This is a genomic window from Microbulbifer maximicatervae (SeqCode), assembly GCF_052468295.1.
Genome location: NZ_CP174340.1, coordinates 4,261,751 through 4,277,676 on the forward strand (window position 1 = coordinate 4,261,751; position 15,926 = coordinate 4,277,676).

At 48.7% G+C, this 15,926-nt stretch carries 15 protein-coding genes; 6 read left to right on the forward strand and 9 right to left on the reverse strand.

All coding sequences use genetic code 11. From position 1 onward, the window contains the following. Window positions 1-117: 117 nt before the first annotated feature. Window positions 118-903, forward strand: coding sequence for a DUF2884 family protein (locus ACJJIQ_RS18865; protein WP_445362722.1), 786 nt, complete (start codon window positions 118-120; stop codon window positions 901-903). Between the two features lie 70 nt (window positions 904-973). On the opposite strand, the gene ACJJIQ_RS18870 is transcribed toward ACJJIQ_RS18865, so the two are convergent. Both ACJJIQ_RS18870 and ACJJIQ_RS18875 read right to left on the reverse strand, forming a co-directional pair. Further along, window positions 974-1,990, reverse strand: coding sequence for an alpha/beta fold hydrolase (locus ACJJIQ_RS18870; RefSeq protein WP_445362723.1), 1,017 nt, complete (start codon window positions 1,988-1,990; stop codon window positions 974-976). A 201-nt stretch (window positions 1,991-2,191) separates the two neighbouring features. After that, entirely contained in the window at window positions 2,192-3,580 is a 1,389-nt protein-coding gene (locus ACJJIQ_RS18875; protein WP_445362724.1) for a pyridoxal phosphate-dependent decarboxylase family protein, read from the reverse strand. A gap of 258 nt (window positions 3,581-3,838) precedes the next feature. Between ACJJIQ_RS18875 and ACJJIQ_RS18880 the strand changes: the two genes are divergently transcribed. Next, window positions 3,839-4,429 (forward strand): DUF998 domain-containing protein, encoded by a 591-nt coding sequence (locus ACJJIQ_RS18880; protein WP_445362725.1) that lies wholly within the window; start codon window positions 3,839-3,841, stop codon window positions 4,427-4,429. A gap of 9 nt (window positions 4,430-4,438) precedes the next feature. On the opposite strand, the gene ACJJIQ_RS18885 is transcribed toward ACJJIQ_RS18880, so the two are convergent. Then, the gene (locus ACJJIQ_RS18885; protein ID WP_445362726.1) at window positions 4,439-5,131 is read right to left on the reverse strand and encodes an ArsR/SmtB family transcription factor; all 693 of its coding nucleotides are present in this window, start codon (window positions 5,129-5,131) and stop codon (window positions 4,439-4,441) included. A gap of 89 nt (window positions 5,132-5,220) precedes the next feature. Here ACJJIQ_RS18885 and ACJJIQ_RS18890 point away from each other — a divergent pair, with 89 nt between their 5' ends. Both ACJJIQ_RS18890 and ACJJIQ_RS18895 read left to right on the forward strand, forming a co-directional pair. Next, a complete protein-coding gene (locus ACJJIQ_RS18890) occupies window positions 5,221-5,559 on the forward strand; it encodes an NIPSNAP family protein (protein ID WP_444895805.1) in 339 nt (112 codons plus the stop codon). Continuing rightward, window positions 5,559-5,861: an antibiotic biosynthesis monooxygenase family protein gene (locus tag ACJJIQ_RS18895; RefSeq protein ID WP_444911726.1), complete on the forward strand. Its 303-nt coding sequence runs from the start codon at window positions 5,559-5,561 to the stop codon at window positions 5,859-5,861. The genes ACJJIQ_RS18890 and ACJJIQ_RS18895 overlap by 1 nt, the downstream gene beginning before the upstream one ends. Before the next feature lie 83 nt (window positions 5,862-5,944). On the opposite strand, the gene ACJJIQ_RS18900 is transcribed toward ACJJIQ_RS18895, so the two are convergent. Genes ACJJIQ_RS18900 through ACJJIQ_RS18925 form a run of 6 tightly spaced genes read right to left on the reverse strand, consistent with a single transcriptional unit; the run spans window position 5,945 to window position 11,937 of the window. Beyond that, window positions 5,945-7,156, reverse strand: coding sequence for a DUF3570 domain-containing protein (locus ACJJIQ_RS18900; protein ID WP_444940493.1), 1,212 nt, complete (start codon window positions 7,154-7,156; stop codon window positions 5,945-5,947). Continuing rightward, the gene (locus ACJJIQ_RS18905) at window positions 7,092-7,307 is read right to left on the reverse strand and encodes a DUF4266 domain-containing protein (RefSeq protein WP_413663671.1); all 216 of its coding nucleotides are present in this window, start codon (window positions 7,305-7,307) and stop codon (window positions 7,092-7,094) included. Before ACJJIQ_RS18905 ends, ACJJIQ_RS18900 begins: the two co-directional genes overlap by 65 nt. A gap of 4 nt (window positions 7,308-7,311) precedes the next feature. Further along, window positions 7,312-7,788 carry a TlpA disulfide reductase family protein gene (locus ACJJIQ_RS18910; RefSeq protein WP_413663672.1) on the reverse strand — a complete coding sequence of 159 codons (477 nt, stop codon included), beginning with the start codon at window positions 7,786-7,788 and terminating at the stop codon, window positions 7,312-7,314. 31 nt (window positions 7,789-7,819) lie between these two features. Beyond that, window positions 7,820-8,473, reverse strand: coding sequence for an outer membrane beta-barrel domain-containing protein (locus tag ACJJIQ_RS18915; protein WP_413663673.1), 654 nt, complete (start codon window positions 8,471-8,473; stop codon window positions 7,820-7,822). Then, entirely contained in the window at window positions 8,443-9,318 is an 876-nt protein-coding gene (locus ACJJIQ_RS18920) for an outer membrane beta-barrel protein (RefSeq protein ID WP_445362727.1), read from the reverse strand. Before ACJJIQ_RS18920 ends, ACJJIQ_RS18915 begins: the two co-directional genes overlap by 31 nt. Window positions 9,319-9,321: 3 nt before the next feature. Further along, complete coding sequence (locus tag ACJJIQ_RS18925; RefSeq protein WP_445362728.1) at window positions 9,322-11,937, reverse strand: HzsA-related protein; 2,616 nt, start codon at window positions 11,935-11,937, stop codon at window positions 9,322-9,324. A gap of 225 nt (window positions 11,938-12,162) precedes the next feature. Here ACJJIQ_RS18925 and ACJJIQ_RS18930 point away from each other — a divergent pair, with 225 nt between their 5' ends. Then, entirely contained in the window at window positions 12,163-13,389 is a 1,227-nt protein-coding gene (locus ACJJIQ_RS18930) for a hypothetical protein (protein WP_445355469.1), read from the forward strand. 3 nt (window positions 13,390-13,392) lie between these two features. Further along, window positions 13,393-15,912 carry a LamG domain-containing protein gene (locus tag ACJJIQ_RS18935; RefSeq protein ID WP_445362729.1) on the forward strand — a complete coding sequence of 840 codons (2,520 nt, stop codon included), beginning with the start codon at window positions 13,393-13,395 and terminating at the stop codon, window positions 15,910-15,912. Window positions 15,913-15,926 lie beyond the last annotated feature (14 nt).

The window sequence follows — 15,926 nt, forward strand, 5'->3', positions numbered from 1 at the left end:
TGGCCATCACTCCCTGGGCCTGCGTCAGGAAAAAATGAAAAATATTTCAAGCTGCCTGCATCTGTTCGGCGACTCAGGCGCGTCACATTGAAAAGACACACAATAGGAAACCGGCATATGTGGAAGCCAATCGCACTTTCAACCCTGATAGGCCTCGGTATCAGTACCCAGGCAATGGCCCACGATTCTTTTCATGTCGATACCAACGACTGCAACGTGTCCACAGATTACGCCATTGAAGTAGGCCCGGACTTTTTCACCGTCGATGGGGAAGACGGAAAACTGGTGACATTTCAGCTGCCCAACCAGCTATCAGTGGATGGTGAGTTGCTGCCCCTCAATTCTCAGCAGGAGCAACTGCTTCAGGAGTACCGTCAACAGCTTCACATCGCCGGTCGTGACACACTGGTACTCACCCTTGAGGCGGTCGATATCGCAATGGATGGCCTATCCATTGCCATCAGCACCCTCGCCGGGCCGGACCACCCGGATATCCTCGAACTCCAACAGTTTTCCGCCGACCTGATCCAGCGCACTGAGGACCGCCTCAATCGAGAGGGCGAGATCTACCAGCTGGGAAACGAGGAAATGGGTAACTATATAGAGAAAACCATCTCCGAAGAGTTTGAACCCCGTATCGAACGCCTCGCTATGGAGTCCGCGGGAACTATTGCCTGGCATGCCTTCAAAGCTGCCTTTACCGGCGGGGATAGCATTGAGGAACAGGCCACTGAAGAGGCGGAGCGCTTACTGGAACAGCGCGGTAAAAGTATTGAGCAGTCTGCAAACCGCTTGTGTACACAACTGGAATCCATCGATCGACTGGAAAGCGACCTACACCAGCAGGTACCAGAACTCAGTCACTACGACATAGTGAAAGCCGGCCTGGTTGTCATCAATTAGGCGCTCTTGATTTTCATCCCCCCAAACTCGGCCGCACTGCGGCCTCTTTTTTAAATTTTCCACTGTATTGTCACAGCCCCTGACGCTGCAAAAACTCCATTGCGTCGGTGACACTTTGTTCAGCATTTTCGACATGGGACATATGCCCCATCTTCTGATACACGATTAACTCTCCATTAGGCAACTTGTCAGAGAAATACTTTCCTACGGACAAGGGAATAATTTGATCTTCTGCCCCCCAGATAAATAAAACTGGAATTTTTATAGTCTCCAAGTCCGGCAACGGCTGGAAATTGATTGTGGCATTAGCAACCAAATTGATCGCTGTACCGCGATTCTTTTCATAGCGGGAAAGCAAATAGATTCGTTCCAACATTTCCCCCGGCAGAGCCTGCGGATTGTAGAAAAATTTGGAAGCCAGCATTTTTCTCAATAATCCACGACTACCAATGTGCGCAACCATTTTTCGCCCCCAATGGCTGGTGGCAAATCGAGCAATACCAGCAGGCATTTCCAGTCCCTTGCCACATTTATAACCACCGGGAGAGACAAGAATAGCGGCCTTGGGTATATTCGGATGTCCTGTTAAATAGCGTAAAACCCCATTTCCACCAAATGAATGGCCAGCGATCACATAGTCCCTAAGTTTCAGGGTTGCGACAAATTCTGCAATAAAATCGGCAAAATGCTTAGGTGTATAAGTGCCTCCTGGTAACGGGTCGGTCAATCCATGCCCAGGTAAGTCCACCAAAATAACATGATATTTTTCTGCCAATTTTGTCGCCCAGGCATTCCAGGCGCTCAGTGAATCACCACCACCGTGAAGACAAAGTATATTAACGCCATCAACAGGCCCCATCTCGCGATAATTAACGGATAAACCACCAGCCAGCGTAAGTTGATTAAAAGAGAATTTCAGTAGCTCATTGCGACTTAAACTGGGACTACAAAACGCCATCCACAGAAGCCAGAGTAGAATTAAAAAAAGAATTAAAACCAGCCAAAAAGTCATCGTTCTACCCGAGCCCCTCACCTTTATGTGCTGAAAAAGTGGCTGAGTTGGCGGAAATAGTAATACCGCAAGCAAAAGCTTGAAAATAATGGCCCAGATCCGCGCCCATTCAACAAGGATAGACGGCGCTCGCCACTGAAACTGGCTGCTACACCCAAAGGTAGAAAAAAGAAAACCTCTTAGTAATTCACCAATATCCCTGCCTAACCTAAAAAATGCAAATATTAAGTGCTATTTACTTTAGAAGGCCTCTAGTATTTCATGTCACACAAAGGGTTATCTGGACATCTGAGCCTCCGTCGCCCGGCAAATAGCATCCAGGGTGAGGGCAATATCATTATCGGTAGTCGCCCAGGAAGAGATGCTAATACGCAGGGCCGTTTTTCCTCTCCAGGTAGTCGTTCCAAACCAGCATACGCCCTCCTCCTGTATGGTCCTGACTATCTCTTGAATGTCTTCCGCAGTGCCAATAGTTGCCACCACCTGGTTTAACACTACATCGTTAAGGATCTCATAGCCCATTTCTGCCAAGCCTTCGCACAGATGCTGGGCATGGATACAGCAGCGATCAATCATCGCCGCTACTCCCTTCGGGCCCATCTCCTGAATCGCCGCCCACACTTCCACCCCTCTGGCCCGGCGTGAGAATTCTGGCACCATATCCTTGGGGGGCACCAGCGATCCCACTTGCAAGTATGGCGCCTGGGTTGTCATCACATTGTGTACAGACCCCGGCTTTCGACAAATTGCCAAACCGCAGTCATAAGGCGTATTTAGCCATTTATGAGCATCTACAGCCCAGGAATCTGCTTGTTCTACTCCAGTAGTCAACACTGATTTCGCTGGAGATGCCGCTGCCCACAAACCAAAGGCACCGTCGACATGTACCCAGGCACCTTTGGATTTAGCTTCGGGAATTATGTCTACAAACGGATCAAAACTGCCGGAGTTTACGTTGCCCGCCTGAAGGCAAATAATGGTGGTTTCATCAACCTCGGGAAAAGTATCTGCACGCACCCTCCCCTGTTCATCACAGGGCGCTTTAATCACCTGGTCCATACCAAACCCAAGAATAGAGAGCGCCTTGTGAACTGTGACATGGGACTGTTCAGAAACAACAATACGCAGTAGCGGCGCACCGGCTAGCCCGCTTTTTGCCAGGTCAATATTTAACTTTTGATAAAGCGTATTTCGCGCAGCAGCCAAACATACCATATTGGCCATAGATGACCCTGTGGTGAAACCCACACTACTTTCCACCGGCAAGGTTAACAATTCCAATATCCAGTTTGCCGCAATACGCTCCAGATAAATTGCAGAAGGCGCCGACGCCTCCAGAACCGCCACTTGGTCCCAAACGGCGTTCATTACCGCCGCGCCCATAGAAGCTGGCGTAGCCCCACCTACCACCAATCCGAAAAATCGCCCACCGGTACTGGCAACTGTTGCCGGAGAACCATAACGATGCAGGCTCTCGACAACAGCCTCTGCCGGTTCCCCAGCCCGGGCCAAGTCGCTGTTAAAAAATTGCATTTGATCAATATCAAAGGCGGACGGACTTACGCGGCGATCGCGAATATCGGAAACATACTCCTCAGCGTACCGCGCTGCCAGGGATAGTACTTCTATGGCATTAGAAAAATTTTTGCTGTCATTATTATCCATTTTCGCCCCCTCAACTCCTTTTCCAGCACCTGATCTAGTATAAAAAATTAATTACTCTATTAGACTTAAACTAATAAAAAATTAATTAAAACGATATGAACAATAAGGACAAAAACACCTATCTTTATGGCAAGAATCGCTTTTAGATAAAGTTGAAATAGCAATAAACCTGGCACGTTTGAAGACAAGGATTAACTTGAAAGGACTTTTTATCTAGTGCTATCTTCTGCCCCAACATAACCAGTCGGGGCTCATACAGTGTTTGCTTACTTGGGGTTTATCTCGCTGGTATGGATGGTTGTAGGTGTTACATTGGCAGGAGCAAAATACTCTGGCTATAGCCATTCAAGACAATTCTGTAGCGAACTAGGAGCCGTTGGAAGCCCAACCCAGAAGCTCTCCCCCCTCATTAACAACTACCCACTTGGCATATTATTCTTCTTATTTGGCCTGCATATAATTCAAATTGAACAGGCCCCAGTTGTACTTACCATCATTGGAGTTTTAATTATCATCCACGGTATTGGAACCTGGGTTGCGGGTTATTTTCCTATGGATGCAGATCCCTATACAAAAACCCCTAGTCTTGAATGCCAGATACACTCCTGGGCGGGGATGCTTATGTTGTTGTCTTTACTCATTGCGCCATTGCTAAGTACTTTCATTAGTTACTTCTCAATAGAATTCAGGCTATTTAGTACAGCCTGCTTGCTCGCTTCTATCTATTTTACTGTTACCTTAAAAAAAGCCTACGAAGAAAAAACCAACCCCGGTCTGCACCAACGACTCAGCTATGGAGCACAGTTGATATGGTTAACGGGGCTTTCCTTTAATCTGATAACGAGCTGACAAATAATTTTATAGCAACTTGGAGTGATCAATCTGATAACGCTTCGAGAACAGTAAAAGCCCCTTCTGGGAGAAAGTAATCGCCCTGGAGTCCGCTCTTCTAACCGCCCACTGCTTTGCCAAGGCATCTTCGAGTATCCATTGACCCAAGCTGCCTGCAAGGTGGCTTTTTCGCTCGCTCCAGTCTAGGCATGACTTGCAAACAGGGCGCTTACGCTGCTTAAAGCTAGCTACGGCTGCCCCTTGCTCCTGAAAAAATATTTCACCCTCTTTAGTCAAGGAAACTTGCTGTGATTGCTCGGAGAGCAACTCACTAGCCAAGAGGGCCTCGTACAATAGAACACCAGTCATTCCTGCTAAATGGTCATAGCAGATGCGGGACTTCCTTAAATCTGGATCTGCGGGCCCAGTGGTAACTTTTTGAGGTACCAGGGTGCTACTCAGATTGAGCAGTGCCTCTAGCGCTTCGGCAACTTGATGACTCCCCAGCTGAAAGTACTTGTGCCTACCCTGCTTGCGAACTATCAGCAGCTTGCTATCTACCAGCTTGGACAGATGGTTACTTGCAGTCTGTGCAGTCACATCAGCCTCACAGGCTAACTCTGTTGCTGTCAGTGCTTTTCCACTCAAAAGCGCCATCAATATTTTTGAGCGTGCCCGATCCCCAATCAAGCTGGATATTACCGAAATGTCAGGTTCCATGGTTACCCCCGCAACAGTTCGCTGACCACCGAAGTATAGAAAATTAAACCATCTAGAATGCCAGCAAATTATGAATAGAGGCAACTTAGATGACTGTAACCTGTTTTATTGAATACAAGATCGATCCGTTTAAGCTTGATGCTTTCCGGCAGTATGCTGAGAACTGGGGCAAGATCATTCCCAATTGTGGCGGACGACTATTAGGATATTTTCTACCTTCTGAGGGCACCAACTTTCAGGCCTTTGGTATTATTAATTTCGATAGCTTGGCTCATTATGAACAATATCGAAAACTGCTTAAGCAGTCTCCTCAGGGCAGTGAAAATTTTCAGTTTGCGACGAGAGAGAAGTTTATTCTTGAAGAGAAGCGAAGCTTTTTAAATGCTGTGCCAGAAACCTACCTGAAATTCCCACAGGAAAGTCACTGATGATCGCCGTCATATTTGAAGTTACACCAAAATCTTCAGGAAAAGACAAATATCTGGCCGTTGCAGCGGATCTAAAAGAACACCTAATCAGCTTCGATGGATTTATCTCAGTCGAGAGATTTCAAAGCCTCAATCAGCCAGAAAAAATTTTGTCACTCTCTATTTGGCGGGATGAAGAATCTGTAGTGAGTTGGAAAAATCACAAGGCTCATTGTGATGCACAACACCTAGGCAAAAAACAACTATTTGACAACTATCGTATAAGGATTGGAAAAATTCTTCGGGATTACTCTATGCAATAAATCAACAGTCAAATTTGACTCAAACTATAAAGCCTCTGCATCTTGTTCTTTTACTGAAAAACAGAACGCAGAGGCCCCCATTCCTAAAAACGGACCGACCAAAATAATCGAATTACATTGGCAGAGAAACTATAAGCGGGTTCGTCACCGGGACTGATAGATGTAGCTGAACCGTGTACTGTGACATCAAGAAAGTCATCGTAGTCAAATAGAATATGATCCCAGTAAAGATTAATTGTATTTCTGCGATTTAATAGAGACCAGCGCCGTGGCAACTCATAGGAAACTCCCAGGCCAAGGGCCAAGGTTGTGAAATTGCTCAATTCCTTATCACGAGCACGAAAGTTGGTAGCGTTGAGATAGGGAAAAAGGTCGCTGTAAAAATCTGCACTACTCTGCTGATAGTAACGGATCTTTCCTTCAAAAACCCACTCGTCTTGTTCTTTCCAAGGATGGGTATAGCGAAACTCTACATTGTCTGCAACGATTCCCCAACTATCCGCATAGTGTCGATACTCCCCTTTAATCGCTGCGCGATAGGGCAATCTATATTTGGCCCTTAGGGCAACCGCATCACTGTTACGAGTTCTGGGGTAAACCTCGGCCTGATAGCTAAATCCTGTTCCAGATGCTTGATCGAGATACCTAACACTGCGATAAGGGTTGTTGAGATACCCTTCATCCGATACAGTTTCGACACTCACCTCTGCAATCAGCTTTTGCGTGAGAATCTGATTCCAACTAAATGCGTAGCGACGGTGTTGCGCTTCCTCGGCAAAATTATCGTCGCCATTGCGGAACACATCATCACTTCCGTAACTAACCCGCAGGTCGATAGTACTTAAATCGCCAAAAAAACCCTGACTGATGCCGAAAGCAACGGTTTGTGCCTCGTAGTCATTCTCAGAACTGTTGGTGTACCCCACGCTGATCGTAGTTTTATCCACCAGGTAGTCAGCGCCCAAAGAGTACTCATCCCGTTGCTCCGAATACTCACTGGCCGTGGCCTCCACATCAATAGAGGCCCCGGAAATCATGTCCACATAGTAATTGGCAGACAGGGAAACATTGTTGCCAACATTCTGGCGAATCAATACTGAAGGCCCATCAATGGTCACTCCACCACCGCTATAGGCGTGATACATATTATCTGCCCGCTCTTCGGGAAGCACTGCGGCCACGGCAGCGAGCGGTGCCAAAAATGCCAACCCGCCCCAGCGAGATAGAAGCTTAGTTACAACCACATCCACCTCCACTGCCTCCTTCAGCTCCACGCGCAGCTTCGCGAGCTTCATACACGTGATTCATATAGCGAGCAGCTACCGGATCCTGCTCAAAGCCCATAATAGGATCCGCAAGAAATTGCCGTTCGTAGGGTGCAATCCACGGGTTAACAGTGCAACCTGTACTCATCAAGAAAGTGCAAACTAGCAATAGTGCACGCATGACACTACTCCCGAATCAATTCCTTAATCATTTTTTTATAGGCAGCTTCATCCCCATCACGATAACCTTTATGGATATAGCGAACGTTGCCATCACGATCAATAAATACGGTGCTGGGCATAGCGGCAACACCATACATTTTGCTCACTTCCCCTTTGCTATCAAAAAGAATCGGAAAATCCACTGGAATTTTCGCTAATAGCGAGTCCGCATCCTTACGCTGTGCATCCACATTGACTCCCCAAACCTGGAAGCCAGCAGCTTCATAGCGAGCATGTAGCTGATCCAACAGCGGCATTTCCTGACGACAAGGGCCACACCAGGAAGCCCAGAAATTCAGCATAATGACATCGCCGCGCTGCTCTGCAAGCCTCAAATTTCCGCCTTGGTTGGAACTCAAGGTAAAATCCTTAGAGGGCTCTGCGGCGGAAGCCTGTGACATCGATAAAAGCAGCGTCAGGAAAGCAGCCAGGTATTTCATGGAAGAGTCCTTGTTATTTTTTGATGATCAATTAAAAAAAGATGGTAAGTCCCAATTGGGCAGACAGATTATTGGTGACTTGGGCCTCGCCAAATAATTCATGCTCAAAAACATGGTCGCGAACATCCAGGCGCACTGCGAGCCAATCGTTGGCAAGCATTCTCACTCCTGCACCAAAGTTGTAAGTGAAGTGTTCCTCGTCAGCAAACGAGGTATTTCCCACACCTCCCGCAACATAAAAATTGGCATTAAAAGCCCAGTCATCAAATACAAAGTACTCACCCTGGAAAATATTCCAGCCCACAGAGGTATTGTAATAACTGAGTTCACGCTGCTCATCAGTCAACAGCGGTGCGGCACCGCTCAATCTTTCAAAGCTGGATTCTCCCAACTCAGTCTGGGCATAGGTGGCCTCAATAAAGAAATCTTCGCTGATATGGTAGGCCGCTGAAGTGCCGTACAGGGAGTTTGAGCCAAAATCCTCGACATTGATAACACCAGCAAACAAACCAATTTCTATATTTTCACTATCTATCAGGGCGTCACGTATCTCTCGCCGCTCCAGTTCAGGTGCGACAATATCCGCAAGTACTTCATCATCCTGCTGAGCACTGCATACCTGGGTCCCCACCAGTGCGGAAAGCGCCGCAGAGCCTACAGATATACGTCGAAACCAAGTTTCCACTCGACTATCTCCTGATTATTTTCCTGCGTAGTAAGCAAGTAGTGATTTGTGTATTCAGCCCTGATGGCAAAACGGCGCGATAAGTAAGTACGCAACCCTACGCCCGCCAACATCGTTGTATCTTGCCGATCTTCGGTGGCAACGATAGTTGCGTTTGGAGAGGTAACATTTATCCCGGCTCCCAAAACAAAATAAGGGGATATTTTCCAACGTGGAAATGGCTGGTGGACCATTGCCACCTGATAGACTTGGCTGTCTGAATAGGAACCTACCGCCTGGGTTGCACGTATTTCAGTAGCCAGATTGACAGTAAATTGGTAGCCCAGGCTAACTCCCAGAGAGTCCGCTCCAGCAAAATCACCGTAATTCATACCTAGGTAAAAGTAACCGTCGTCAACATCGGAAAAATCCGGCAGAGGAACTCGAACAATTTCTCCATTTTCTCCGTAGATTTCACGTAAGTCGTCAACTTTTACCCAGCCACTTTTATTGCGTGAAGTAAGCACTTTTACCCAGTCGGTGCGGCGTTTAAGCAGCCAAATTTGTTCACCATACTCAGCGACATAGAATATCGGGTAACCGCGCCCCGGGCCTCGGTAAATATTAATAAATGCATTACCGACTGTAACCGGCTCTGCATCCTCAAGGCCTTTATATTTTTTCTCAGTCTCAGTCTCAGTCTCAGTCTCAGTCTCAGTCTCAGTCTCAACCAATTCTTCTTGTGGGGTATCATCTGAAGAATCAGATTCCATCAAAGTTTGTCCAGAAGAAGCCTGCCCAGAAAAAAGTAGCAGCAATACAAATACCGCGAAACTGCCAATAGAATTTTGGTGTAACTTCAACATGCTTTAATCTGCCGGCGCCGCAAAAGGATCGTTATAGTATTGAGCGCCAATATCAAACCACTCGGCAATCAAGCGCAACTCGGCATCTTCTAAGTACCCTTGATGTGCGCCACCACTTTCAAAGAGAGAAAAAAACGAGCTCTCAAGAGCAGAGCTCGTCAAGGGAGAGGAAATATTGACGGTAACCATTACCGGAATCGGATCACCGTTACTGTCGAGAACTAATTCACCATCCTCATCAACCTCGTAAACAGGATTTCCATCATCATCAAATTCCTGTACAAGCCGCGGTGTTAGCACCCCACTGGATAACTCCAATTCAGCGCGATCGGCCACCAGCTCGGAATAGGAAACAAACCAAGCATCATTAACAGAGGAAGCCGAGGTTGTGAGATCTAATTGCCCATCGGGTATTTGAGTTGCTCCAGCAGCATCAACAGGAGAGTGACAGACTGTACAGGTATAATCAGCTATTACTGCTCCTGTACTATCCAATACTTCACGGGGGAAATCCCAGAGCGGCTGAATATGTTGTTCATAGTGAATGACGATTCGACAATTACTTTCCCACTCTGTTAAACAAGTGGATTCCACCGGTGCATCCGTACTCAAATCACCGTATGAAAGCAATAACTCATCATCCTTAGTCCGTACCGCAGGATCAGTCCATAAATCGGTAAAGTGCAGATCTCCTTCAAGTTCAGCCTCACCAATATAACGGGCCAATAATTGAGCCATAGTCTCGCCCATTTCCGCCAGTAGCGCGGGCTCAGTATTGGCAAATGGTGCTGCCGAGGTCGGCGCTCCAACCCAAGCTGATTCCAACTGCATATCCGTGCGGCCATGAGGAGCTTCGCTATCGCTAGTATGACAACCGTTACAACTGCGCACTTCACCCGCTTGTAGCTGTAACCAGTTGTTATGACTATCGAAAATGCGTTTTCCATCTGCATCGACAACGGAAATTGCCAGGGGCATATCTGCGGGAACTTTTACCCTTACGGAGCCGTCGGGCTGAATTGGGGTATAACCCAATATTTCACGCATGCCCTGATTACCATTGCGGCCAAATGCTGCCCCATCAAAGTCCAGAACATCATCATCGGGAATGCCCACGGCCTTGGAAATTTTCAGGAATCGTGCAGGCCGAAAATCTGCTGTGGTTTGGGCGGGATCCGCCAAGGTTTCGATTCCGGCAATATCTTCACCATCAAAATCATAAACACTGCGAATATCCAGGATTCCGACAGATTCCTCCACCAGATCCGCATCGACATCGACTCCCGGGACGGGGTCTGGAATATAGGTGGGCTCAGTGCGAGGCTCCAGAGTAACCCCTTCGGATATCATTTCTCCCTCTTCCACAACCACAATAGGAAGCTGGGTGCCGGCGATATAATCGTAAATCCACAGGCCGTAGAGTGGGTCCGCCAATTGAACTTCTTCATCTTCGGCAAGAGTATCCGGGCAGGTCTCCAGCAGCTCGGTTTCTTCATTGATAACCCGGCATTCACTCCAGGTTACCAGCAAACGACTTGTCCCATCGTAGAATGGCCATGCGGAAGCAAAAGTACCGTGGGGAGAAATAGTATCGTCGGTAGTGACTTCTCCGACAGTGATAGAAGCCTGCCCGACCATTTCACCACTTTGCTCCGGCTCACTGTAGGCTTCGCTATAAACAATGCCGTCGATAGTCACGAGATCGCCACCATAAGTGAGCCCAGAGGGAGCGCGCAACGTTACCAAAAGGCGGCCATCCGGCATTTCGTGCGGTCGATTGAAGGCGGCCTCAGTCTCTTCTGTACCCGTATTTTGACTGTGATAACCGTAATAAACCGCCAGGTCCGAACCATCTGGATTTACTGTATATAAGCTTAATTTATCGATACCTGCCGCATTGTCCCAGCGATTAAACAGGATCCGTCCATCGCTCAGTACAACTGGATTTAAATCATGGCTCTGATTAAACGATATCTGAGTGATATCGGTCCCGTCCGCTTCCATTACATGGAGTACAAATGCCGGCTCCTCTCGATTTTCAGTCAGGGCTGAGAATTGCGGTTTACCGTCATCCAGTAGAAGAGCTCTGGAGCGCCGCTGGCGGGTAGAAGAAAAAATTATGCGTCCATCGGGTAAAAAAGCGGGAGCGATATCCTGGCCTTCTTCAGCAGTTAAATCTGACTCAATTACCCGATTGAGTTCTTCTGTTTCGGTGTTGTATACCCAAATATTCCAGGTAGGCTGCTCATCGTCATCAGCGTCTTCTATTTCAGGTGCCCGCATCGCAAATATAAGCTGGCTGCCATCTGCTGAAGTATTCAGGTCTTTTACATCGTAATCACCGTCAAATATATTTGCAGTAATGACAGTTTCTGCAGCACTGGCGGTTGCACGGTCTTTTAAAATCAGTTGGGCTCCGGCAAAAAATTCCGCGGGCTCATAAATATTATCCTGAAGGAGGCTGCCATCATCGTCACTACTTAATTGACGAAGTACAAAAGCAACAGGATAGTCTTCCACCACGGGATCTTCGGCTTGGTCTTCACCACCACTGGAACTGCCACCGCCACTACAGGCCGCCACCAATAATAAAAGCGGTAGCGCACGCAAACATTTCATTTTTGTTATCCACCCGGGTTTGGCACGAGCAGCACACGCCTTTTTTGTGCTCTTAGCCTAAGAACTTTTTTATACGGCTTTGACCGCTGAGGCTAATTCTCGCAAGTTGCGCACAAAAAGTTTGCCAACTGGGACGCAAATATTAAAAGTCATTCTGACATTGTTGAAATCTGCTTTTAGACTGCTTTGCCACATCCCAGTGATCTCACCGACAAAAATAGTCCAATGAAAAATAATTCGTCTCGAGCGCGTGTACTCCGGCTCACCACGGTAACCGCACTGCTCGGAGTAGGTTTGTGGAGTAATTCTGCCCTGTCAGCATCGCAGGACCAAGCTCTCCAAATTCACAGCCGTATCACCGGAACCATTCCCAGCGAGAGCGTATTGCTGGATATGGCAGAGGATATAGAAAACGGTGATCCCACCGCTGCGGCGTATACGGCAATGGAGAATGACGCCTTCTATAATGTCACTCTAAAAAATCTGGCCACTCCCTGGACCAATGAGGAGCAGGACGTATTTGAACCATTAAATGACTACACTGCGACGGTAATCGGCATGGTTCGGGACGATATGGACTTCCGCCAACTGCTCTCGGCAAATATTCTCTACACCGGTGATATTTCTGGCCTGCCCTCCTACAACACGGGAAATAACGACCACTACGAGACACTGGAAGCCGGGGGTTATTCCCTGCAGGACAATCTGGTGCAGGAAGCCCAATCCTCTCTCAATGGTCTCCCCGCAGATGCCACCGCCGGCATTCTTACCAGCCGCGCCGCCGCCAAGGCTTTTTTTAGTGCGGGAACCAATCGCGCCATGTTTCGCTTTACCATGCTCAATCACCTGTGTAACGACATGGAGCAGGTGCAGGATACTTCCCGCTCACCGGATCGTATTCGCCAGGATGTAAGCCGCAGCCCTGGGGGCGACAGTCGGGTATTCCAAAATAATTGTATCGGTTGCCACAGCGGCATGGACCCCATGGCACAGGCATTCGCTTATTACGACTATGTATACGATGCAGACAATGATCCCGATGGAGAAGAGGGAGCCCTGGATTACAACGCAGCCGGTGATATAGATCCAGAAACCGGCAGCCGTGTTAAGGCCAAAAATCTGATCAACAGCGGCAATTTTCCCCACGGTTTTATTATTCCCGACGACAGCTGGGTTAACTACTGGCGCGAGGGCATAAATATGCATCTGGGCTGGAGCGACACCTTATCCGGCAACGGCAACGGCATCAAATCCCTGGGAGAGGAGTTGTCTAACAGCCGAGCTTTCGCCAAATGCCAAGTAACTAAGGTGTTTCGCCAAGTTTGTCTGCGCGAGCCGGAAGATTCTACCGACCGCAACCGAATCGAAACTATTACCGATGACTTCAGCAATACCGGCTACAAACTTAAGCAGGTATACGCAGACACTGCGGTTTACTGCGCGGGAGATTAAAAAATGAAAACCTATAAAAGTCTCCCAGTGATAGAAAATACACTGATAGTTCGCACGCTTCGTATCGCTTCACTGTTTTGTGCTGCCCTGGCAATCAGTGCCTGTAGTGGTGGCAGTGGAGAGGGCACCGAAAGCCAACCGGATACCAGCGACAACGATGGCACCGCTGCCTATTCCGGACCGGATCCTGAAACCGATGATGTCAATCAATATAAACAGTACATCTGGGATAACCTGGCGGCGACAAATCGATGCGGCAGCTGTCATATTGAAAATAACCAGAGCCCACATTTTGTCCGCGGCGATGATATCAATGCTGCCTACGATGCCGGGCGTGAGTTAATTAACTTATCAGTTCCCGATGAATCCCGTTTGGTAACCAAGGTTGGTGGTGGGCACAATTGTTGGCTTTCCAGCGATGATGCCTGTGCGGAAATTATTACCAACTATATCGAGGAATGGGCTCGGGCTAGCGGCGGCCTAAGCAATACAATCACCCTTGTCGCACCTGTCGAGCGTGAGGTGGGTGCCAGTAAAAGTTTCCCCGAATCCAGCGGCAGCTTTAGCACTACAGTTTACCCTCTGTTGCGCAGCTATTGTGCCAACTGTCACAGTGAAGATGCGACAACGGCACAAACCCCCTACTTTGCCAGCTCTGATGTCGATCTCGCCTACGCATCTGCGGTCAGTAAAATTAACCTGGATTCTCCGGCCGACTCCCGTTTCTCTGTGCGCCTGGGCAGTGAATTTCACAACTGCTGGGATGACTGCTCAGATAACGAAGCGGAAATGACTGATGCGATCCAAGCCTTTTCCGACACTATCAGTGTCACCGAGGTAGACCCCGACTGGGTTATCAGTAAGGCACTGCGCCTCACAGATGGCATTGTTGCGAGTAGTGGCGGCCGTATAGAGAGCAATGCAATTGCTCTCTATGAATTTAAAACTGGCAGCGGCACCACTGCCTACGATACCTCCGGAGTTAACCCTGCAATTGATCTCGCCCTATCTGGCGATGTGGAGTGGATCGACTCCTGGGGGCTGCAATTGAAGGGGGGTAAAGCACAGGGGGCTACTGCAACCAGCAGCAAACTTTACGATACCCTCACAGCCACCGGTGAATACTCAATTGAAATCTGGGCGGCACCCGCCAACGTCTCACAGGATGGGCCCGCGCGTATCGTCACCTATTCCGGTGGCGATGATATTCGCAACTTCACTCTCGGCCAGGATCAATACAGTTACACCGTGCAAAACCGCAATGACAACACCGATGCGGACGGTATGCCTGCCCTGGCAACCGATGATGCCGACCAGGTTGTACAAGCCAGTCTCCAGCATGTGGTGGCCACTTACGATCCAATTAACGGACGCAAGCTTTACGTTAACGGTGCAAATACCGGGGAGCCAGACCCAAGTGAATCCGGTTTACTCTCTACCTGGGACGATACCTTTGCTCTCGCAGTAGGCAGCGAAGTCAGTAACGGCAACAGTTGGGAAGGCTCCATTCGCCTTTTGGCAATTCACTCCCGCGCCCTATCGGAAGAGGATATTGCTACCAACTACGAAGTCGGCGTCGGTGAAAAATATCTGCTGTTATTCAAAGTTGAAGAGCACACAGGCATTGCCGAAAGCTATGTCATGTTTACTGTGCAGCAATTTGATAATTATGCCTATCTGTTTAGTGAACCCACCTTTGTCAGCCTCGACGACAGTGTCGATCCATCTGGAATCGCCATTGAGGGAATGCGTATCGGTATTAATGGCCGCGAAGCGGAGGTGGGCCAGGCCTGGTCCAAGTTATCCACTGCAGTCGACAATAGCTACGTAGCAGGTGAGGGCCAGCAGCTTTCCAGGCTCGGGACCATTATCACTCTGGATAAGGGCCCCCTCGATGATGAATTTTTCCTGACCTTCGAAAAAATCGGCAGCGAAACCTATAACCGGGTTGAGGCCACTCCAGCTGAACCTGCGGATGCCGCTGATCTGGAAGCGCAATCGCGCATAGGTCTGCGCCGATTTGAACAAATCCATGCAAGCCTGTCCCAGGCGACCGGAGTCTCCATGTCCCACCCGGATATTTATGAAACCTGGGAAACTGTGAAACGCCAGCTTCCGGTTGAAAGTGACATTGAAGGATTCCTCGCTGCACAGCAAATGGGTATTACCCAGCTGGCAGTGAAGTATTGCAGCACCCTGGTGGACTCCAGTGAGCGCAGCAGCTACTTCAGTGGACTTGACTTCAGCGCTTCCGCAGACACCGCCTTCGACAGCGCCAGCAAACGCGCGCAGATAATTGATCCGCTCATGGAAGGTTTGCTTGGCCACGAGATGAACTGGCATGACGGCAGCGTCTCGCAGCTTGCCAGCGCCCCGGACCTGGCCTCTGTAGAGACAGAACTGGACACGCTTATCGACACCATGACCGCCTGTGGCAGCAGCTGCGATTCAGGTCGCACAGAAACTACGGTGAAAGCCGTATGTGCTGCCGCCATGGGCAGTGCCATGATCCTGATTCACTGATCGCATAAAAAAGA